This window comes from uncultured Psychroserpens sp. (assembly GCF_947492715.1).
In the GTDB taxonomy this organism is placed as follows: domain Bacteria; phylum Bacteroidota; class Bacteroidia; order Flavobacteriales; family Flavobacteriaceae; genus Psychroserpens.
Window position 1 is genome coordinate 413988 of sequence record NZ_CANLNS010000001.1, and the last position, 19722, is coordinate 433709.

Below are 19722 nucleotides of genomic sequence, written 5' to 3' on the forward strand. Positions count from 1 at the left end.
TTGATTATTTTTTTCTTAAATACACATTTCCAGTAGATGATCTCAATACAATTTTTACGCCTCCATTATTGAGTTTACTTTCTATTTTTCTATTGGCTCCAACAACCTTCATATCATCTTCAGAAGGTTTTTGTAAATCAAAATCGGTATAGACAGATCCCATTGTTGAACGCAATTCTAAATCTGCCTTTGTGTTTGCAGGAAGCGATACATCTACTACGCCTGTAGAACTACTTAAAGTAATTGGAGAAGATTGATTGACACTAGCAAAATCGACGTCAATAGTTCCTGTATTTGTATGAGCCGTAATTGGACCGGTAACATCTATAAGATCAATGTTTCCTATATTCGTATTCACCTCAATTTCTGAAGAAAATCCTTTAATTACTGCTCTTCCCATATTACCACAATCTAAATGAATGTCCATTGTTTTAGGTAAATAAATTTGCAATCCGCTTCGTTGCATCCATGTTTTTAAATCTTTGATGCGAAGCACATTTCCTTCTTGTTCAATAGACATCCCAAATCCGGTATTATCAGTCCCTCCAGCATAAACTGGTTTTAATCCTTTAGCTCTATCATTTTCTTTTTCATTAAAGCCTCCAGCATCGTGTTCGTGGTCGCAATTGTCATGATCATGATCAAGATTGTCTAATTCGTATTTGCTAAATTTTAATTCATTAGAAGATCCTACAATGATTTTCACCTTAGTGTTTGTTTCAATTTTCACTTTAGTAATACCATTCAAACTTTTTGTATAGTCTTCTTGAGCATATGTAAAAACAAAGCTTAATAATGCTATAACATTTAATATAATTCCTGTTCGTTTCATTTGTTATTTTTTAATTGATTCATTTAAATAATTTGAGAAATACCACTGTTTACTTGCTCTTTTACAAAATCTGGCGTATCCGAATGCTCTAATAATTGTTGCATAGGAGCTATTGCGCGCTTCTCCTGAATTTTTACCAAAAATTGAATAATTGCAATTTGTAAACTTGGGTCTTTCTGGGTTGTTAGAGCCGCAATGAACGCATCTTTTACAATTGACGATTCTGGAAATTCTGATAATGCTTCTGCTGCAGCCAATCGCACATTCATATTTCCATCGTATTCCATACGTTGTATTAAGGCTTCTAATATTTTAGTATCTGGTTTTACAAAACTTTCAGTAAAATTTACAGCTTGGATACGTTTGCTTGGTGATTGATTTTCAATCATCGCTAACATCATATCTTCTCTTAACTCGATTGTTTGTTTTTGCAAGGCCGATATTTCATGGCTGGCCATTTGTTTACTATTGTGGCTTCCCAACAAGTACCCTCCAATCATAAATAAAATAGACGCAGCAATTTGAAAGGCTTGTTTCCATGGAAAATCCTTCTCTGGTTTTGAAAGCTCTACTACCTTGTCATTCTGAAGCTGTTTTTCTTCTTCTAAGAGTTTGTAAAATTCGTGACGTAAGTTATCACTTGGTTGTTCTTCTTCAACCTTGCTAAAAGCTAAGAAGAGTGACTTTGTTTCTTTATAAACAACTTGGCAATCATCACATGTAGTTATGTGGCTCTTAATTTTTTGCGATGTTTCGACAGGCAATTGTCCATCTAAATAATCTACTATCTGTTGTTCAATATCTTTACAATCCATGGTTATATGGTTTCTAAATAAACGGTTTTTAATTTTTTCATAATACGGTGAACTTTCACTTTTACAGCGCCTTCACTACTTCCGACAATCTCTGCGATCTTATCATATTTTATACCTTGAAATCGATTTAAAACAATAAGCTCTCTATCCTGACTATTTAATGTATTTAAAGCATTGTGTAAATGGGCAACATCGTCATTCCTCTCTTCCTTACTTTCTCCATTTTTATGAGCTATAAGCTCTAGATTTTCATTGTTTAAGGTTTTTTTAGATTTTTGATATTGGTCTGAAAATACATTTCTTGCAATCTTAAAAATCCATGACACAAATTGCCCTCCTTTATATGAAGATCGATAACGCATAACTTTATAAAATACGGTCTGCGTCATATCTTCACAAACATCTTTATCCTTAATCATTTGATAGAAAAAATTATATAGCCTTTTATTATAGCGTTCAAAAATATGAGCCATAGCATCTAAATTTCCTCTAGAAACATCGAGCATTAATTCTTCGTCAGTTAGCTTTTTCAATCTATTTTGATGGTTGTTTGGTATGAAGACCTATAAATTACAAAAAGGTTACATCAAGGATGAAAAAAAATCTATAAAATGTAAAAAACAACGTAAGTAGTTGTTTTAAAATTCGTCAAAACCACAACAAATCTCGCCTTATGATACTTATCTTATTATTTATTTCAGCATGTTTTTTAGCCTATAGTAATGGCGCCAATGATAATTTCAAAGGTGTGGCTACACTTTTTGGAAGTGGAACAACCAATTTTAAAAAAGCTATAAATTGGGCTACAATCACTACCTTTTCAGGTTCGGTTGCCGCTATTTTCTTAGCCAATGAACTTGTAAAGAACTTTTCGGGAAAAGGACTCGTTCCTAATGAATTGATAACTATGCCTATTTTTGCTATCTCAATTGCTTTTGGTGCTGCTTTAACTGTATTTATTGCTACAAAAATTGGCATGCCTATTTCAACAACGCACAGCTTGGTAGGCGCTTTATTTGGCGCAGGCGTTATGGCTGTTGGCTCACAGTTTAACTTTGAAAAACTTGGAGGTACATTTTTAATGCCTCTAATTGTAAGTCCGCTCATGGCAGCCATTATAAGTTTAATCGCTTACCTCATTTTTAGATATTTCAGAAAACGTCTTGGTATTACAAAAAAAACCAGCTTGAATATTCATGAAAAAGAAACAGCCTCTATAGCTTCGTTCAACATGGATAATGTGGCAACCTTAAAAACAAAAAAGACGATTGAAGCGACCATTCAAAATAAAATAGAGACCTATAACGGACAGATTCTAGGGTTAAGTTCGCAAAAGGTATTGGACAGTTTGCATTATCTAAGTGCTGGTATTGTAAGCTTTGCTAGAGGTTTAAATGACACGCCAAAAATTGTTGGTTTATTATTAATTATCAATGCCATTGATATCAAATGGAGCATGATTATCATTGCTATTGTAATGGCAGTTGGTGGACTAATTAATTCTAAAAAAGTTGGGATAACAATGAGTAAAAAAATCACACCTATGAACTCAGGACAAGGGTTTACAGCAAATATGGTCACAGGTTTATTAGTTACAACAGCTAGTGTACATGGGTTACCTGTATCTACAACGCATGTTTCTGTCGGTTCTATTTTTGGTATTGGAACGATTACTAAAAAAGCAGATTATAAAATGATTGGTAAAATATTATTATCTTGGTTGCTAACCCTTCCAATGGCAGCAATTGTTAGTGGTTTATTATTTAAAATGTTAGAAACACTCACATAATTTTGGCCTATCGAAAAGTACATTGATATTATATCAAATTCCTATTCAGGATATTGGAATTACCTTAAAAATGAAATTCTTCTTCAAAACAATTGGGATAACTATTTTTATGGACTAATTATTATTTCCCTGCTTGTTTGGGTTTTAGAAATTGCATTTCCTTGGCGAAAACAACAAGGTATATTTAGAAAGGATTTTTGGTTAGACACCTTTTACATGTTTTTCAACTTTTTCCTTCTCAATTTAATTGTTCTAATTGCCTTATCAAATACCGCTGCCGAATTTTTTAATGACATACTGGGCGCCATAGGTCTTTCACTTTCAAACTTTCAATTGTTTGATTCTAATGACTTACCAAAGTGGTTAGGATTACTTATTTTCTTTTTGGTAAATGACTTTGTTCAATGGAATACGCATCGCTTACTACATCGTATTCCTTGGCTTTGGAATTTTCATAAAGTCCATCATAGTGTCAAAGAAATGGGATTTGCGGCGCACCTACGTTACCATTGGATGGAACCTGTTGTATATAATTCTATTCGCTATATTCCTTTAGCAATTATCGCAAATTATAGCGCTCAAGATGTGGCTATTGTCTATTTCTTTGCTATTGCCATTGGACATCTCAACCACGCTAACCTCGGTTGGGATTATGGTATCTTCAAATATATTTTTAACAATCCAAAGATGCATATTTGGCATCACGCAAAAGAACTTCCAAAACATGTTAGGTTTGGCGTTAACTACGGACTAACCTTAAGTATTTGGGATTATATTTTTAAAACGGATTATGTTCCGCATAGTGGACGTGATATAGAACTTGGCTTTAAAGGTGATGAGCAATTTCCTAAAGATTTTTTACAACAAGAATTATATCCACTTAAAACTAAAAATTAGCAACAATCTCGAGTGTTTATTATGTCAATTAAAAATTTTAATATGAACAGCATAAAATATATATTAGTATTAGCTATAGTGATTAACATTTATGGTTGTTGCTCTACAAAAACGGCCACTTCTAACACTACAAAAAAAGAGACAGCCATGGTTGAACCTACAACAGAAATTGAAACTGAAACTGAAACTGAAACAGAAATTGAGATTATAGAAAACACTGAAGATACCATAGACGAAACCCCCGATACAACTGCTAATGAAAACATTGTAGCCACTCCTGTTGTGTTAGAAGATCCTATGACTAACGATACTAATGGAATAAGAGCTAAAGTTGATCATGCCGTTTGGAATGAATTACTACAAGCGCACGTGTCCAATCAAGGCAATGTTGATTATAAAGGATTCCAAGCCGATAAAACCAAATTTAATGGATATCTTAATTTGCTTTCAGATTTACCTCCTCAAGAGTCTTGGAGTAAAGACGAAACCCTAGCCTATTGGATTAATGTATACAACGCTTATACCATAAAACTCATCTTAGATAATTACCCAATTAAGAGCATTAAAGACATTAAAGGACCTTGGAGTCATCGTTTTATTAGAATAGGAGAAAAATGGTATACGTTAAATGATGTTGAGCATAGAATTATTCGTAAAATGGATGAACCTAGAATTCACTTTGCGCTAGTTTGCGCTGCAGTGTCCTGTCCGCGTTTATACAATAAAGCGTTTACCGAAAAAGACTTGGAGGCCGATTTAGATTTGCTAACAAGAGGATTTCTAAGTGATACTTCTAAAAACGAGCTTAGTGAAAATGCCATAAAACTTTCAAGAATATTTAAATGGTATGGAGGTGATTTTAAAAGTGATGGCAGCACGTTAATTGACTTCTTAAACCAATATTCGACAGTGACCATTTCAGATAAAGCTAAAAAAAGTTATAAAGCCTATAACTGGAATTTAAATGAATAATATCTCTATTATAATTCCTGTTCTGAATGAAGCTGACACTATTAAAAAACTCCTTTTTCATTTAATAGACAATGCCTCTTTGCAGAACATTTCAGAAATCATTGTTGTTGATGGTGGAAGTACTGATGGTTCACAAGACATTATTACATCTTTAGATTTAAATGTTAAACTGCTGTCTTCGTCTAAAGGTAGAGCGCGGCAAATGAATGCTGGCGCTAAGGTCGCAAGAGGTTCTATTTTGTATTTTCTACATGCAGATTCGTTTCCTCCAAATCGTTATGATCAATTTATTATTAACGAAGTTAATAATGGAAATAATGCTGGGTGTTTTAGACTAAAATTTGATAGTAACCATTGGTGGTTACGATTGGCCAGCTGGCTTACTCAATTTAAATGGAGAGCCTGTCGTGGAGGAGATCAAAGCCAGTTTATTACAAGAGCATTGTATAATGAAATTGGTGGTTATGATGAAAATTATATCATTTATGAAGATAACATCCTCATTAATGAACTGTATGAGCGTAAAGAATTTGTAGTTATCAATAAAAAAATAGAAACCTCAGCACGACTCTATCGAAAACATGGCATCTGGAAATTACAATATCACTTCTGGACGATATATGTCAAAAAGTGGTTTGGTGCCTCAGCAGATGATTTATTTGCTTACTACAAAAAGCATATTTGCTAAGATTTCATTCGTTTTCTAATATCGCTTAAATTTTCATCAATCACCAGTGATCCATCACGAAACACTTCTCTGAGTTCTCCTTGTCGTTCTTCATTCCAAGAAACTTGATCTTTAAGAATGTAGTTTCCATTTTGTTTTTCAATTTTAATTAAACCTTTAGCCGATTTCTTTGTACCATCATCTGTAATAGGATCTTTATAGATCTCACGACCCTCTTCATTCACTTCTCCGTAGGTTGCTTTCATTGCAAATCCGAACGTATCTCGCGTATTGTATTGATAAGTAAATGAACCAATACCCAGAACAACATTTGTAGATGCAAACCCCTTTTGTTTTAATCTTTCACAAATTTGAGTAGCTCTATCTAAGGTGATACTATCGCCATAAATAGCACCAATATGTGCATCGAGTTCTTTATAGCCTTTAGCATTTATAGTGCCTCCAAAAATATCCCAAAGTAATTCTATAACACCTTTTTTCTCTTCGGAAGTCTTGCCATTCTCATTTCCGCATATAATATCTACAGGATCACCAGAATCTGGTCTAATCACCACTTTTCCTTCTCTTTGCAACACTTCGTTTTTAAGATTTGGAAGGTACTCTGTTAAGACTTTCCATAAATCCCAGGTATCAGATACAATAGACACAATTCCATTTGGATACACTTCTGTTATTAAACGTTTGAAGGTTTCCTCTTCTCCAGAATTAGTCCCCATACACATCACTGAATGTTCGGTTGCAGCCACAGAACCTCCAATTAATTCAGTATCTGAATTTGCATTATAATACGTTTCAAGAAAATCAATGGTTGGTATGGTATCTGTTCCAGTAAAGCTCAATAAATGTCCAGATGCAGAAAGAACAGCAGCTTCTAGACCAGCCATGCCACGCATAGAAAAATCATGACCTTGCCAATCCACAAACTCAGGTACAGACGATGTTTCTTGAGCATAGTGGTCTAGTATGTTTCTATATTGTTTTGCAATGGTAGCCGAATTACAAGGCATCCAAAGTGTTGTGGATAATAAGGTTTCAAAATAATTAGTCAGCCAGAAAAACTCGGGTTTTGTGTTGTACATAGTCACCATTGGAACACGAATAGGCACCTGTACACCCTCTGGAAGGGCTTTAATTACCATTGGCAAGTAACCTAAATCGTGTAGCGCTTCAATATGTGCAATACCAACTTGATTTGGACCAAGGTAATTGTTGATGCGTCTTGAATAGCGTTTGCAAATAACCTCTTTAGGCTGGTTAAAAAAATTAGTATTGAAGTCGTCTATCATGTACTTCTTAATAAAGTATTGAAGTCCAAAAAAGGTCACTTCATTAACACCTTCAATACGACTTTTTCGCGGTGTCCAGTTAGAATATACCAAAGTGGTACCTTCTGGATATTGTCTTCTGTGATCAACTTTATAACCGTCTGTATATAATAATGGATTCATAATGATATTAATTTGCGTAATTATTACACAAATATACATTTATACAAATCGCCAGCCAAATAATTTGCGTAATATTTACGCAAATTTAAACTATAACTTCATTAAGACTATTGCATAGTACAATGCTATACTTTTTGCAAAGGACTTCTATATATCGTCTTTGATAAAATGTATTAGGACATACAACAATAAGTTTTCCAGACCTAGCGTATAACCCAAGTTCTACTAACGAGATTGGTGATTTAGCAGTTCGTAAAAAATGTAAAACAATGGTATCTGATAACTCCAAAGCCTCTAACTCCCAATGTATGTGATTCTGCATTTCAGCATGACTTAAACTATCATGATCTCGTCTGGTAGGATCAAAAAAGTGAATTGATGCTTTAGCTTTTTTTATTAAGGATTCTCGCCAAGGGTTTGATGCATTGTAATCTATACTGCCAGCTAAGAAATAGTAATCACAGTTCCTTTCTTTTAAAGGCAATTCATCTGTTCCGTAGTATATCATAATGTTTTACTGTTTTTCAGAATTATTACAATTGATCTCTCACTTCCATAAGCGCAAAACCCAGTAAGTTTTCGCCTCTCCACAAATTTGGATTCTGAGTATCATTATGATTTGAGGACAACCCGATTCCCCAAATTTTATCAATAGGACTGGCCTCAACTAATATTCGTTTTCTTGTTTTTATGAGAAAGTTTTTTAATTCTTGATTTTGAGAAAACTTATAATAATTACCTTGTTTCACAAATTCATACTTATGCTGATTCCACACTGAAACGTCAAAACCCTTAACTTGTCGGCCTAACTTTTTAGCCTCATGTGGGTGATCTGATAGAAGAATTTTTTCTAACACATCCTTATCTTCAAAAAGTCGTGCTTTTTCTGCCATCATATAATGTTCGGCTGTTTTGTATTGAAACTTATTATCGGTAAAGCTAGACACCCACCACTGACTTAAACAGCTACTCGTAATGCCTCCATCCTTGCTTGGTTGATGCCCCCAAAACAAAAGGAACTTCAAGATTTCTCCAGAATCATACTGTTTTGAAATACTTTCTCTTGAATACTTCATGTCTATTTATAAGTCGTAAACTTTTGTTTCTATATTATTCTTAAGTAATGTTTTCTCTATTAAAGGCTCGATTTTATCCCATGTTCCACCTGCCAAACCACATCCTATTCTCGGCATATGAACGGAAGCGTTTAAATCTTCAGCTTCTTCTACAACTTTATGAAGCCCCATAAGGATGGCCTCATATCGTATGGGTGGATTTCCATCTTCATCCTTTCTAATTTTATGTTGACCAATAAGATTTGCAATCCACACCTGTGGTTCAACTTTTACAAATTGTACTTCTCCTAATTCAAAAAACTCTCGGGAGGCGTACCACTTTCTATAAGATACCTCAGGTGTTCTCCATTTTTTAGAAATAGCCATCACAAATCCTTTTCCCCAACCACCAATATCATTACACACATGTACAATAATTTTATTGCCTGCTCCTATAGGTTCTGTTGCATCGCCAATTATATATTGTATGGTACTCATGCCTAACTATTTCTATCTAAACGTTTGTCTTTTATAATGCGATACGGACTCGCATTTCTCCCGCTTTCATTGGGATATAATGACATCACAACATCACTTTGGAAAACTGCTTTGGTTTCTAAATCTAATGCAGATAATTTTCCATCAAATGCAGCGCCTGTATCAACATTCCAAAGGTTAACAACATGGATTGGTTGGTCACTACCAAAACGAATGGTTGGCGTATGACCAATATAAATTTCGTGATAATGTTTAAGGCGCTTTGGAAACAATTCTGAATCTCTCGAAATAGTTTTATCCATCGTTAATGCCGTTTCCCAAAGTGTACGATCAAAATACAAATTCTCAGGATGTACTTCTTGCTCTACACCATGCATTGATGTAAAACCAGCATGCACAAACAAGCGGTTATGAGAATCAATATGATAGTATTCCATACGTTCAAAAAAGTTAAGGTGCTCTTGCTTTTCTTCATCAGAAAACCCTTCATAACTCTCCATAGTTTCCTTTCCGCCATGAAAAACCCATACCTGATTTTCAATTCCTGACGCCAGCCATTGCTCGCACCAGGCATCATGATTTCCTTTAATGAATATGCATGTGTTGGTTTTAGACAATTCTATTAAGTAGCTAATCACTTGAGCAGATTCGCTCCAACCGTCAACATAATCACCTAAGAAAATTAGTTTGTCGTCTGCCGTTAATTCTAAGCGTTCTAAAAGTTGTTTTAAGGCTTTTAATCCGCCGTGTATATCGCCTATGGCAAGTGTTCTATATTGTTTCATTTATTTTTATTTGTTTCTCAAAAAGGTCCAAAAATTCTGCAACCGAACCTCTATATGAATAGTATTGTTTTTTATCTTTAAAGTGCTCTGTAAAAACATTGTCTTCCAAATTCACATCAATAACAGATCCTCCATATTGCAAGGTTTGCCTCACTAAAGCATTGGGAAGATTTGTTGCTCCTGAGCTTCCTAATATCATTAAAAGACTCGTATTCTTTGCAATTCTTAAGGTGGTATCTACTTTAAAATTTCGTTCATTATAATACTCATCAAACCACAAAATATTTGGTCTTGTCACCTCTCCACATCTAGGGCAAACCAATAGGGCTTTTTCATCATAGGTTAAATCTTCTTCATGGTCTTTTAACGGAATTTCACGAGGAATATCATATACCTCTTTAGAACATTCATCAGAACATCGCATTTCTCTGAGGTTACCATGAATTTCATACATGTTTTTTGACCCAGCCCTTTGATGCAAATTATCTATATTCTGCGTAATCAAATGAAACCGCTCTTTGAGTTCCTTCTCTATAGACACCAAACTAAAATGTGCCTCATTCGGTTTAGCTTCTGCAAACATTTTTTTTCTAAAAAAAGTATACTGCCAAACCTCATCTGCATTGTTTGAAAAATGTTTGAACGTACCAAAAGATTCTGGTTTATAAAACTTTGTTCCCTTTACCCAAATGCCGTCAGCGCCTCTATATGTAGGTATGCCACTTGCCGAAGACACACCTGCCCCAGTTAAAAACGTGATGTTATTTCTGCGTGCTCTTGTTAACCCTTCATTTATTATGTTTGTTATAGCTCTCATAATTTCTCTAATTTATACATAACATCAGTCCTTAGCACATACTTTGTCCCAGATATTATTTCTTTTCCTTCGTGTCGTACAGGATGATGAAACACCAAAGCCATTCCTGTTTTTGGTTTCACTGTTGTAATTTTCCTAAACTCAGTTTCTCCTCCTTCAAAATCGTCATTCAAATAAATTAAAAAAGATAGAATACTAAACTCGGTTTCATTGCGCTCATAACTTCCATCGCGATGCATTTTAAAACGTTGTCCAGGTTCATATCTATAAATCCTGAACATTTCATTAAGCCCAATAGCTTTACTTGCACCAAAAGAACTAGGCACAAAAGGTTTTAATTTTGACCATAATTCTTGGGCTAAATTGTCATCAAAGAACAATAACCTATCATTATTACGAACACCTTTCATCATCACCTGATTGCCGCCCATGTTAATTTTGGCTTCTTCAAAGGTCTGCAATTCAGACTTTTCGATAAAATCTGAGCATTCTTTTGCTGACAGAAAATCGTCAACTAAAAAGATGTGCGGGTCTAATTCTATTTTTTTCATTTTTAATCTAATTCCCAATTACTATAGTTAGAATACGCTAAATGATTCCTAGTATATTTATTCATAACCAAATTAGTTCCACAGTTTTCACACCTTTTTTTATAAACCTTTTTTTCCGATTTGTCCTTAAATTTAACTTTCATGAAAACATCTGAAATAGGTGAATATTCAATACTATCCTTACAATTAGGGCAGCTACTTAAATTGTATTCTATAAACTCAGTAGGTACATGATCTGTTAACCACACCTTATTTTCTGAGCAGTAAAACTCATAACCTTTTCTATGCATTTCTAAAGCTCTTATGCTTAAAATTATTGGTACACCTCTTCGACTTCCCACTTTGATTGCTGTTTCTCTTTCTTCACTTAAATGCACGTGTTGACGACGTCTTTTATCTAAACCTGATGTTTTTATGGACTCCAAGAATTTACCAACAGTGCCATGATATAAAAACTCAGGTGGCTGTTTTGGTTCAAATTTTAAATCGACTGTTTTTACAGTATGCCCTTGATTGGCTCTTATTTTAGTGTTGTTTGGATTAAACGAAAATCGTTGTTTATCGTTTGTTGTCACAACTTCAATAAGCTCATCGAAAGAAAAATGCATATGTCTGCTCTTTGCTTTTTCAATCAATTCATCTACTTCGGCCCATCCATTTTCATCCAACTCTAAATTGATGTACTTTGGTTTGTGTCTTAATACCAAACTCAAAAATTTACTCATATGTTTTTTCTCTTTGTCGTTCATTAGTTTAATGGATTTCCGTTTAAGATATCGCGCGACACTTCACCAATTGGTATTCTAAACACAGGTATCTTAATGTTGTAATGTGCAATGAGTTTCTTAATACTCTTATCTATTTCAGAGCTATCATATCGCGACGAAAAATGCCCTAAAATTAATTGTCCTACTGAAATATTAGCGACCATTTCCATCACGTCTTCTAAAGAACTATGCTTGTTTCTATCGTTTCCTTTTTCTAGTTCATCCTTTTTCAAAAACGTGGCTTCATGAATTAAAACGTCGCAGTTATCAAATTTCGAATAGTCAAAAACGGGCGTATCTGCCGAATAGATTAACACATTTTTTTGCAACTGTTCATTGATGTAACCATCTCCTTTTTCTTTCTTCAAAGCCACAATATCGTGAGAAGACAGCTTAGCGAATTCTGGTTTCAGTTTGTTTTTGGTTTCTATGACTTTATAAGACAAACTTTTGAGTTGCCCTGGCACATCAATGTGTTTATTTTCAAACCCTTGAACCTTATAATTCGTTTTAATATCAATCATTTGCTCATCCTCAAGTGGTGTCCAAATCGTTCCGGAAGTATGTGGATCAAAACGTCCTGTAAAGTCTTCTAGAAACCTAAACGAATTGGCATCTTTTGGATAATAGATATGAGGCCTTCTATGCGAAAACAACTGATTGTATTGCAATAACCCTCCCAAATGATCTCGGTCGGCATGAGAGATAAAAACATGTTTAATCTTTCCTGTTTTACCGAGTAAATTAGATGTGAGTCCATCTCCAGCATCAAGTAGTAACCCGAGTTCTTCAATGAAGTACCAAGTTGCAAATAATGCTGTAGAATAGCCATGTATTGTTAATTTCATAATGTTTTATATAATCTATCACAAAGTCGAATAATATCTTCTTTTCGTGATATAACGTTTAACCATTTTTCTGGTATGGCTTCATAACCATATATTAAGCCTGCTAGTCCACCTGCTATGGCTCCAGTTGTATCTGTATCTCTTCCTAAATTAACCGCTTTTAAAACTGTTTCTTTATACGAATTTGACGTCAATATACACCATAAACTAGCTTCTAAACTATCCAAGACATACCCACTAGAACTGATTTCACTTTCCTCCAATTTATGCAAAACTTGAGGTTCATACTTTCCTATTTGAAGTTCAAGAATTTTGTGAAACTTGTCCATTTCTATTTGAGAACAAATCGCATTTGTATTTAGAAAGTGAGTAACGCTCTTTTGCATTTCTGCATAGGCGTTCCATTTATCACTTCCATTCAAAATATGACGCGCATATTCAAGATAAATAAAACAAGCCAAAACCGCTCTTATATGAGCATGTGTGATAGATGACACATCTTTAATAATATCGAATCGCTTTTCAATATTAAGGTCTTTAATGTAAAATAATAAAGGTAAAATTCTCATAAGAGACCCATTACCATTATCCATTTCCGACGAACCACCAGCAAGTATTGGTTTTGTTCCTGTTTCAATAGCATAGATGGCGCGATCAGTAGAAATACCAATATCAAAAACACGTCCGTGAGGTGTCCATAATTCTTCTTTAGCCCATTGTACAAATTTTTGACCAATATCATTAATATCATATCTTTTACATAAACTCTCTGCCAGACAAAAAGCCAAAGAGCTATCGTCGCTCCAGGTTCCTTTAGGTTGGTGATGCGAACCATACTCCATCATATCTACTACTGGAAATTGCTTTAAGTAATCTCTGTCTTTAAATTCGACTGGGACACCTAGTGCATCTCCAACAGCTAAGCCAAATAATGCTGAATGTATTGTATTGGTTTTCATTGTAATCGTAATTGTTGTTTTAAACTCTCGCTGTCTAAAATTAATGGGTGTTCCTCTGGAACCATTAGTTTATCAAGTTGATTATTTAAAACATGGTTATACTGTTCCTTTACAAAAGGTGTGATGTCTTCTATTTCGAGAATATCATCTTTTGCGTATTGTTTTACCTCATTTCCTCGTATTCCTATTTGGATTGCTCTGCGCTCCAGCTTAGCGCCATAAGGATCGTGATCTGGATCCCATTGCAAGCGAATTGATGAATTTTGCACTTCTTCTTGCCAATGTTCTCGTGTTTCATATAAATCTGATTGATAGCTAGAATACACGGCTTGGTTGAGATAACGCTCAAAAGCATCTCGCCTTAAATGAATTGCCAAAACTGTTTCCTGTCCTTCTTTAGTTGCCCATCCATTTCGATACATCATCCAAAGAAAATTTGGTTTAATCCATGTCATTCTATTTAGGCTAAAAGCACCTCCAAAATAGTTATTGTCGCTTGCAAAGTTTCCAATTTCAGGTCTATAAGATTGATATACTATAATTTCAGACTCATCATACTGAGCCATAATATGATGTCCTGTTTTGGGCCATACTTTTTGTTGTTCTATATATGGTTTTATATTAAGTTTCATTTTAATTTTGCTTTATAAATGTTATAATTCTCTTCGTCAAAGCATACAAAAATTACCTCTTCAACAATCTCACTTTTAAAGTTTGATACTGTTTCAATAGCAATATTTGCGGCCAAATCTTTTGGGAATCTATAAATCCCTGTACTAATATTTGGAAACGCAATTGATTTTAAGTTGTTCATTTCGGCGAGTTTCAAACTATTGATATAACAATTTGCCAAAGCCTGTTTTTCTTGCCCTAAACGTTTCCCTCCATTATAAACAGGACCAACTGTATGTATCACTTTTTGAGCGGGTAAATTTCCTGCTGTTGTCATGACTGCTTCACCTGTTTTACAGTTCCCTTGTCGATTTCTTATATCTCGACATTCATCAAAAATCTCTGGACCGCCAATACGATGAATGGCACCATCTACTCCACCGCCTCCTAACAAGGATGAATTTGCCGCATTGACGATAGCATCAACTTTTATTTTGGTGATATCACCTCTTTGAACCTGAATTATCATTAGTTATGCTTCTTTTAATTTTTCTAAAAATTCATTCACAATTTGGTGCTCTGAATTTTTAAATTGGTATCCAACAAAAACTTTAGTGATTTTTATGGAACCAATAATTGCTTGATTAAAGGTTTCCAAATCTTCAGCAGGCACCCATAATTCGTTATGAATTTTACCGCCTACATTTTCCACTTTATATTTTAAAAACTCTGCTTCGGAAATATCAAACGCTGTGACAAAACCAAGGTAATTGCCAAACTCATCTTTAGTATTCCATTGCGATGCAATTTCACTAGCATAAGCCTCATTTAAAACAGGATAAAATATAGGTTGCCACTCCAATCTAGGTGGAAATCTAGTAAAGTTACTGTCAGAAATAAGAATTAATTCTTTTTCTCCAATAGGTCTATATAATGTTCTTGTTTTCATTTTTATTTTCTATTATAAATTTGATAATCCTCATGGCAATAGGATCCTATTTACAATGTAAATTTCCTACCATTTTGATGCCGCCATGAATTACTTTCTAATGAGCCTTTCTGTTCTGGCTTTAAGCTATAACATCTACTAAATAATCCTTGTTTACCCTGCACGCTGAACACCAGAGTATCGTTATTCGTAAGTCGTCCCATATAGTTTTCATCACCAATTGAAAACATCATATATCCTCTTTCGTTAATAGCATATGACACTAGATTAGATCTCATGTCTTTGAGGCGATTAATATCAAAATCATCCATCCAACGGTTTTCAATAATATGAGGTTCTAGTTTTAGATATTTTCGATCTAAAATGGTTAACACAAATTCATAGATGTAATAAAACATATGTCCGCCTGCAATAAAATCGACAACCGAATAAGGCCCACTACTATAAGGTTTGTTAACTATTAAAGCCATCACAATAGTGTTTTTAATTTAAGTTGCTCGACGGTTTCTTCATTCAAATCCTTAAAGCTATTTGTGCTGTATATTTTAGTAAAGTGTTCGTTTAGTAACTGAGTACCTTTATTAAAAATCCCATGACTAACAGCTAAATATAAATCACCTGCATTTGTTTTTTTTAGTGCTTTTGCCAAGCCAACAAATGTCCCGCCGCCATCACAAATATCATCAACAATTAAACAAGGTTGCCCTTTTAAATCATCCTTATAGACTTTAAAACCTTCGAGTTTTCCATTTTTCACATTTCGCTTTTTAGAGCACTCTACAACCGTTAAACCACCCAAAAACTCTGATACCTTATAAATTTTCTTTAATGCTCCTCCATCTGGAGAAACTAAAATAACTTCGGTATCAATGTCCTTAATTACATACTTTATAAACTCATGATTACTAAGCACTTTACAATTATTAAGTAAAGCCGGAGTAACTTCAGAATGCGGATCAAACACAGTAACAGATTCTAGGTTTAAGCCATTAATTAAGTCTGCATATACCTTAACTGATAATGATTCACCAGGAATCATGACACGATCTTGGCGAGCTCCAGGCATATAGGGCAAAAACAAATGAATGTTTTTCACTGCAATTTGTCTTAGTGCATCAACTGTAATGAGTAGAAATCCGAGATCATTAAACGACTGAATACGTGTGGTTATGAATACCTCATTAATTTCAGTCAAATCTGATTGAATTTTAATATGAGGTTCTCCACCAGAAAACGTAAAACTATCAAACTCAATAGCATTTTTTTGTCCTAAAGGAGTAAATAAAGGATCTAAATTTAAAATCATTTGCGTCAATTTTACACAAATGTAAAAGGAATAAGTGAATCGACAAAATATTTTGTGTAAAAATTACACAAACTTAATATCAAAGTGGAAACCATCATCCACTAAGGCATCATATTTTTTCTTATTGAATTTAAAAAGTTTGGCAGGTCTGCCGCTTCCTTCTTGGTGCATTTTATTGGTTTCTTCTACAAAACCAAAGCTCTTAATTTTTTTTCTAAAATTCCTTCTATCAATATCACGTCCAAGGATAGTAGCATACAAATGTTCTAAATCTGAAAAGGGGAATTCGGCATTTAGTAAATCAAAACCAATAGGTTGATAGAGTAGTTTTCCTTTTAAGCGTTTTTCGGCAGTATTAAATATTGTTTTATGATCAAAGGCTAGCTTAGGAAGTTTGCTAACTGGAAACCATTGTGCTTCATCGGCATCGGTGTCGGCTTTAATCTTAAAGTGATTTGGCTTAACCAATGCAAAGTAACTTACAGATACGACCCTATTTCGAGGATCTCGTTTTGGTTTTCCGAACGTATATAACTGCTCTAAATAGTCAATCTTAACACCTGTTTCTTCCTTGAGCTCTCGCTTTACAGCTGCTTCTAAAGATTCGTTTTCCAATACTAATCCACCGGGTAAAGCCCATGAGTTTTTGTAAGGGTCTACACCTCTCTTAATTAATAAAACAGATAAATTTCCTTTAGATTCGTAACCAAAAACTACAGCATCTACTGCAACTTTGATATCTTGACTTAGCCCCATTACATTTTGTGTATTATAAACACAAATATAGTGATAAAACTAAAAATACTGTCCAATTCCGAAAACCAATCCTTGAGTTGCGTCGCTGGTCACTCCAAATCCATAATCAATCCTAAAAATAGCATTGAAGATTTTCTTATGAATAAATCTTACACCAAGTCCCGGATAGACGCGTATATTTTGTGAATCGCTAAAATCACCAAAGTCTCCTCCTGGATTACGCCAACTTCCGGCATCAATAAATGCATTTCCTTGTAATGAAAACCAGTCTTTTTCATAGAGTGTATGACGATATTCTGTATTCAGTACGATAGCAGCAGTACCTCTATCAATAGTATTCCCAACGCCTCTAACATTTAAATTATTATCTACTGAAAAAGGAGCAAAAGGTGTGTCGTTATTGGTTGCTAAACCTAAACGTAATCTACTCGCCCAATTTCCTTTATTACCAAAGCGCTTAAAATATTGAAAATCATTCCACCCTATTAAGAAGGCAGGTAGCTGTGCTTCATTTCTCGAAGTAACATACTGAAAATTAAAAATGCTTCTAAACCCTTCAACGTATTGATAATCGTAGTTTAAGTTATTGTACTCATAAATTAGTTTATAGAGCAACTTATGCACTCGTAATTCTTGAGGCACGTTTGGACTAGTAGCACCAGATTTATATTCATAATCTTCGGTAAAATAGTTTAATCCAAACTCGAATCGGTTATTAAAATTAAGCTGAAACAATGCTAAAAACTCTATAGACTCATTATTGTATTTATAATCTGATGTTGTATTATCAAAAAACACGGGTTCTTGTGTTGTTAAATTTTGGTAGTTAACAGCTAGTCCAAATTGTCTCGAAAACAAATAAGGTGCTCTAAAATTTAAGGCATATGAGTCGTAAATATCCTTTTGGTAAAATCCACCAAACGTCATATTCTGACCAAAGAGATTAAACTCATATAAACCTAAGCGATACGCGAATTCATCATCATTTGTGGTATAGACATTTGCAGATGGGATAATTGTAAAATTCTCTTCAATATTATAAAATACGTTATATGTATTTTCTTCATCTGCGGGAAAAACTTGATAGTAAGCATGTGCAATTGATGGCAGACGTTTCAATAGTTTAATATCGGCTTCAATAGCCAAAGAATCCAGTTTTGAACCTGCTTTTATATTTGAGATTTTTTTGACAAAAGACGCCTTCAATTTTTTATGTCCTTGTACTTTTAAATCGGCTACTGTAGCTTCTTGAGTAAAGGCTAAGGTAGAAGCGAATAATAGTAGTAAAGTGATTACTGTTTTCATGTGATAGTTGTTAGACTCTTTGGTCGGTTACATCACATTTCCTTACGTAAATTTTTGTGTTTTTATTCGGTTTTATAAAATGTTTGCAATACCGTTTCAACGGGTTTATTTTGAGGTGTGAATTGGTTGTCTTTTTCTCCACCACTCTCTTCATAATTATGAAACCATTTCCAAATAAAACCTCCGGCAAACCATTCTTCGCTCCAGAATTCTTCAAACAATGCTTGAGTCGCATTGGTTTGTCCTTCAAAGTTTAACGATTTTATGGTATGATCACTTTCCCATGGTTCTTTTCCTGTAAAGTCCATACTTCGATAGCCATATTCAGTAAACAAAATAGGTTTAGCATGTGTTTCTGAAAGTGATTTGATAGTTGTTTTATGTTTTTGCCAACCCGCTTTACAATCTTCGATAGTTGGTGTTTTCTTATCACTTACTGGAAAATAAGCATCTACACCTATATAATCGAGCTCTCCCCAAAATGGTGTACGTTTAAACTCATCCCAATTTGCGGCATAGGTTAACTTTCCTTTATAAATGGTTTTGATTTTTTTAATGAGATTATGCCAATAATTTGGTCGTTCTTTCACAAAGTTTTCCAGTTCTGTACCTATACAAAAGATTTCTGCCTTTGTTTCATTTGCTAAATGGGCATATTCTAGTATAAACTTGGAATACGATTCTTCAAGTGTTTTCCAATCGGCTTCATTAGACATTTTAATATAGCCAGTAAATTCACCGCGCCAAACCCAAATTTGGGGTTTAATCATTATTTTGATGTGTTTCTTCCTAAGTTGCTCTATATACTGTTTGGCTCCAGATCTTGTTTCACCAAACCATTGTCTATCTGTGTTATGAACAATCTCTGGGTGTCCTAAATTTCGGATAAAACCAAAAGGCATAATAGCTGCATAATTAGCACCTACATTAACCACAGGTTTTGTATGGGTTTCGTCTATGGGAATGGGTGAAGCTACAAAACTCAAACCGTTAATTTTTTCGGGCTGAGCGCTACATGAAGTAACAATACATAGTAAAATTAGAAGTCTAAATAGTGTCATAAGATTTAATTT

24 protein-coding genes and 1 pseudogene are annotated in these 19722 nt (G+C 34.2%); 4 read left to right on the top strand and 21 right to left on the bottom strand.

Annotated elements, in window-relative coordinates; genetic code table 11:
* Positions 1-4 precede the first annotated feature (4 nt).
* Genes Q0787_RS01880 through Q0787_RS01890 form a run of 3 tightly spaced genes read right to left on the bottom strand, consistent with a single transcriptional unit; the run spans position 5 to position 2180 of the window.
* Positions 5-832, bottom strand: a complete 828-nt coding sequence (locus Q0787_RS01880; RefSeq protein WP_298900506.1) for a DUF4097 family beta strand repeat-containing protein — start codon at positions 830-832, stop codon at positions 5-7.
* A 23-nt stretch (positions 833-855) separates the two neighbouring features.
* Complete coding sequence (locus tag Q0787_RS01885) at positions 856-1647, bottom strand: HEAT repeat domain-containing protein (protein ID WP_298900507.1); 792 nt, start codon at positions 1645-1647, stop codon at positions 856-858.
* Between the two features lie 2 nt (positions 1648-1649).
* Positions 1650-2180, bottom strand: coding sequence for a sigma-70 family RNA polymerase sigma factor (locus tag Q0787_RS01890; protein WP_298900508.1), 531 nt, complete (start codon positions 2178-2180; stop codon positions 1650-1652).
* Positions 2181-2320: 140 nt separating this feature from the next.
* On the opposite strand from Q0787_RS01890, the gene Q0787_RS01895 reads away from it, so the two are divergent.
* From Q0787_RS01895 to Q0787_RS01910, 4 genes are read left to right on the top strand one after another with little or no spacing between them, the layout of a single operon-like run.
* Complete coding sequence (locus Q0787_RS01895) at positions 2321-3436, top strand: inorganic phosphate transporter (RefSeq protein ID WP_298900509.1); 1116 nt, start codon at positions 2321-2323, stop codon at positions 3434-3436.
* A 9-nt stretch (positions 3437-3445) separates the two neighbouring features.
* Entirely contained in the window at positions 3446-4333 is an 888-nt protein-coding gene (locus tag Q0787_RS01900) for a sterol desaturase family protein (RefSeq protein WP_298901511.1), read from the top strand.
* Between the two features lie 42 nt (positions 4334-4375).
* Positions 4376-5305, top strand: coding sequence for a DUF547 domain-containing protein (locus Q0787_RS01905; protein WP_298900510.1), 930 nt, complete (start codon positions 4376-4378; stop codon positions 5303-5305).
* Entirely contained in the window at positions 5298-5993 is a 696-nt protein-coding gene (locus tag Q0787_RS01910) for a TIGR04283 family arsenosugar biosynthesis glycosyltransferase (protein ID WP_298900511.1), read from the top strand. The genes Q0787_RS01905 and Q0787_RS01910 overlap by 8 nt, the downstream gene beginning before the upstream one ends.
* Here the strand turns inward: Q0787_RS01910 and Q0787_RS01915 are convergent.
* The 18 genes and pseudogenes from Q0787_RS01915 to Q0787_RS02000 all read right to left on the bottom strand — a co-directional run bounded on the left by Q0787_RS01915 (position 5990) and on the right by Q0787_RS02000 (position 19710).
* Positions 5990-7441, bottom strand: a complete 1452-nt coding sequence (locus tag Q0787_RS01915) for a nicotinate phosphoribosyltransferase (RefSeq protein ID WP_298900512.1) — start codon at positions 7439-7441, stop codon at positions 5990-5992. The two genes, Q0787_RS01910 and Q0787_RS01915, sit on opposite strands and share 4 nt — an antisense overlap.
* Before the next feature lie 85 nt (positions 7442-7526).
* On the bottom strand, positions 7527-7949 hold the full coding sequence (locus tag Q0787_RS01920; protein ID WP_298900513.1) for a nucleoside 2-deoxyribosyltransferase domain-containing protein: 423 nt from the start codon (positions 7947-7949) through the stop codon (positions 7527-7529).
* A 25-nt stretch (positions 7950-7974) separates the two neighbouring features.
* The gene (locus tag Q0787_RS01925; protein WP_298900514.1) at positions 7975-8517 is read right to left on the bottom strand and encodes an NADAR family protein; all 543 of its coding nucleotides are present in this window, start codon (positions 8515-8517) and stop codon (positions 7975-7977) included.
* A 6-nt stretch (positions 8518-8523) separates the two neighbouring features.
* Positions 8524-8994 carry a macro domain-containing protein gene (locus tag Q0787_RS01930; protein ID WP_298900515.1) on the bottom strand — a complete coding sequence of 157 codons (471 nt, stop codon included), beginning with the start codon at positions 8992-8994 and terminating at the stop codon, positions 8524-8526.
* A 2-nt stretch (positions 8995-8996) separates the two neighbouring features.
* Positions 8997-9779 carry a metallophosphoesterase family protein gene (locus tag Q0787_RS01935; protein ID WP_298900516.1) on the bottom strand — a complete coding sequence of 261 codons (783 nt, stop codon included), beginning with the start codon at positions 9777-9779 and terminating at the stop codon, positions 8997-8999.
* Positions 9766-10596 (bottom strand): Sir2 family NAD-dependent protein deacetylase, encoded by an 831-nt coding sequence (locus Q0787_RS01940; protein ID WP_298900517.1) that lies wholly within the window; start codon positions 10594-10596, stop codon positions 9766-9768. The genes Q0787_RS01935 and Q0787_RS01940 overlap by 14 nt, the downstream gene beginning before the upstream one ends.
* Complete coding sequence (locus Q0787_RS01945) at positions 10593-11147, bottom strand: 2OG-Fe(II) oxygenase (RefSeq protein ID WP_298900518.1); 555 nt, start codon at positions 11145-11147, stop codon at positions 10593-10595. Before Q0787_RS01945 ends, Q0787_RS01940 begins: the two co-directional genes overlap by 4 nt.
* Before the next feature lie 212 nt (positions 11148-11359).
* Positions 11360-11896 (bottom strand): annotated as a pseudogene (locus Q0787_RS01950) (RNA 2'-phosphotransferase); the annotation flags it as partial.
* On the bottom strand, positions 11896-12762 hold the full coding sequence (locus Q0787_RS01955) for an MBL fold metallo-hydrolase (RefSeq protein ID WP_298900519.1): 867 nt from the start codon (positions 12760-12762) through the stop codon (positions 11896-11898). The pseudogene Q0787_RS01950 and the gene Q0787_RS01955, both read right to left, overlap by 1 nt.
* Positions 12759-13721 carry an ADP-ribosylglycohydrolase family protein gene (locus tag Q0787_RS01960; RefSeq protein ID WP_298900520.1) on the bottom strand — a complete coding sequence of 321 codons (963 nt, stop codon included), beginning with the start codon at positions 13719-13721 and terminating at the stop codon, positions 12759-12761. The genes Q0787_RS01955 and Q0787_RS01960 overlap by 4 nt, the downstream gene beginning before the upstream one ends.
* Positions 13718-14353 (bottom strand): DUF4291 domain-containing protein, encoded by a 636-nt coding sequence (locus Q0787_RS01965; protein ID WP_298900521.1) that lies wholly within the window; start codon positions 14351-14353, stop codon positions 13718-13720. Before Q0787_RS01965 ends, Q0787_RS01960 begins: the two co-directional genes overlap by 4 nt.
* The gene (locus Q0787_RS01970; protein ID WP_298900522.1) at positions 14350-14862 is read right to left on the bottom strand and encodes an O-acetyl-ADP-ribose deacetylase; all 513 of its coding nucleotides are present in this window, start codon (positions 14860-14862) and stop codon (positions 14350-14352) included. The genes Q0787_RS01965 and Q0787_RS01970 overlap by 4 nt, the downstream gene beginning before the upstream one ends.
* A 3-nt stretch (positions 14863-14865) precedes the next feature.
* Positions 14866-15282, bottom strand: coding sequence for an ADP-ribosylation/crystallin J1 (locus tag Q0787_RS01975; protein WP_298900523.1), 417 nt, complete (start codon positions 15280-15282; stop codon positions 14866-14868).
* A 50-nt stretch (positions 15283-15332) separates the two neighbouring features.
* Positions 15333-15752: a hypothetical protein gene (locus tag Q0787_RS01980; protein ID WP_298900524.1), complete on the bottom strand. Its 420-nt coding sequence runs from the start codon at positions 15750-15752 to the stop codon at positions 15333-15335.
* The gene (gene prs, locus Q0787_RS01985) at positions 15752-16588 is read right to left on the bottom strand and encodes a ribose-phosphate diphosphokinase (protein ID WP_298900525.1); all 837 of its coding nucleotides are present in this window, start codon (positions 16586-16588) and stop codon (positions 15752-15754) included. Before prs ends, Q0787_RS01980 begins: the two co-directional genes overlap by 1 nt.
* 63 nt (positions 16589-16651) lie before the next feature.
* The gene (locus Q0787_RS01990) at positions 16652-17344 is read right to left on the bottom strand and encodes an NUDIX domain-containing protein (RefSeq protein WP_298900526.1); all 693 of its coding nucleotides are present in this window, start codon (positions 17342-17344) and stop codon (positions 16652-16654) included.
* A gap of 39 nt (positions 17345-17383) precedes the next feature.
* Positions 17384-18649: a POTRA domain-containing protein gene (locus Q0787_RS01995; RefSeq protein ID WP_298900528.1), complete on the bottom strand. Its 1266-nt coding sequence runs from the start codon at positions 18647-18649 to the stop codon at positions 17384-17386.
* Between the two features lie 62 nt (positions 18650-18711).
* A complete protein-coding gene (locus tag Q0787_RS02000) occupies positions 18712-19710 on the bottom strand; it encodes a glycoside hydrolase (protein ID WP_298900529.1) in 999 nt (332 codons plus the stop codon).
* Positions 19711-19722: the final 12 nt, after the last annotated feature.

Coding starts and splice junctions, on each gene's coding strand:
- Q0787_RS01880 (WP_298900506.1), bottom strand. CDS start 832: ATGAAACGAACAGGAATTATATTAAATGTTATAGCATTATTAAGCTTT.
- Q0787_RS01885 (WP_298900507.1), bottom strand. CDS start 1,647: ATGGATTGTAAAGATATTGAACAACAGATAGTAGATTATTTAGATGGA.
- Q0787_RS01895 (WP_298900509.1), top strand. CDS start 2,321: ATGATACTTATCTTATTATTTATTTCAGCATGTTTTTTAGCCTATAGT.
- Q0787_RS01905 (WP_298900510.1), top strand. CDS start 4,376: ATGAACAGCATAAAATATATATTAGTATTAGCTATAGTGATTAACATT.
- Q0787_RS01910 (WP_298900511.1), top strand. CDS start 5,298: ATGAATAATATCTCTATTATAATTCCTGTTCTGAATGAAGCTGACACT.
- Q0787_RS01915 (WP_298900512.1), bottom strand. CDS start 7,441: ATGAATCCATTATTATATACAGACGGTTATAAAGTTGATCACAGAAGA.
- Q0787_RS01920 (WP_298900513.1), bottom strand. CDS start 7,949: ATGATATACTACGGAACAGATGAATTGCCTTTAAAAGAAAGGAACTGT.
- Q0787_RS01925 (WP_298900514.1), bottom strand. CDS start 8,517: ATGAAGTATTCAAGAGAAAGTATTTCAAAACAGTATGATTCTGGAGAA.
- Q0787_RS01930 (WP_298900515.1), bottom strand. CDS start 8,994: ATGAGTACCATACAATATATAATTGGCGATGCAACAGAACCTATAGGA.
- Q0787_RS01935 (WP_298900516.1), bottom strand. CDS start 9,779: ATGAAACAATATAGAACACTTGCCATAGGCGATATACACGGCGGATTA.
- Q0787_RS01940 (WP_298900517.1), bottom strand. CDS start 10,596: ATGAGAGCTATAACAAACATAATAAATGAAGGGTTAACAAGAGCACGC.
- Q0787_RS01945 (WP_298900518.1), bottom strand. CDS start 11,147: ATGAAAAAAATAGAATTAGACCCGCACATCTTTTTAGTTGACGATTTT.
- Q0787_RS01955 (WP_298900519.1), bottom strand. CDS start 12,762: ATGAAATTAACAATACATGGCTATTCTACAGCATTATTTGCAACTTGG.
- Q0787_RS01960 (WP_298900520.1), bottom strand. CDS start 13,721: ATGAAAACCAATACAATACATTCAGCATTATTTGGCTTAGCTGTTGGA.
- Q0787_RS01965 (WP_298900521.1), bottom strand. CDS start 14,353: ATGAAACTTAATATAAAACCATATATAGAACAACAAAAAGTATGGCCC.
- Q0787_RS01970 (WP_298900522.1), bottom strand. CDS start 14,862: ATGATAATTCAGGTTCAAAGAGGTGATATCACCAAAATAAAAGTTGAT.
- Q0787_RS01975 (WP_298900523.1), bottom strand. CDS start 15,282: ATGAAAACAAGAACATTATATAGACCTATTGGAGAAAAAGAATTAATT.
- Q0787_RS01980 (WP_298900524.1), bottom strand. CDS start 15,752: ATGGCTTTAATAGTTAACAAACCTTATAGTAGTGGGCCTTATTCGGTT.
- prs (WP_298900525.1), bottom strand. CDS start 16,588: ATGATTTTAAATTTAGATCCTTTATTTACTCCTTTAGGACAAAAAAAT.
- Q0787_RS01990 (WP_298900526.1), bottom strand. CDS start 17,344: ATGGGGCTAAGTCAAGATATCAAAGTTGCAGTAGATGCTGTAGTTTTT.
- Q0787_RS01995 (WP_298900528.1), bottom strand. CDS start 18,649: ATGAAAACAGTAATCACTTTACTACTATTATTCGCTTCTACCTTAGCC.
- Q0787_RS02000 (WP_298900529.1), bottom strand. CDS start 19,710: ATGACACTATTTAGACTTCTAATTTTACTATGTATTGTTACTTCATGT.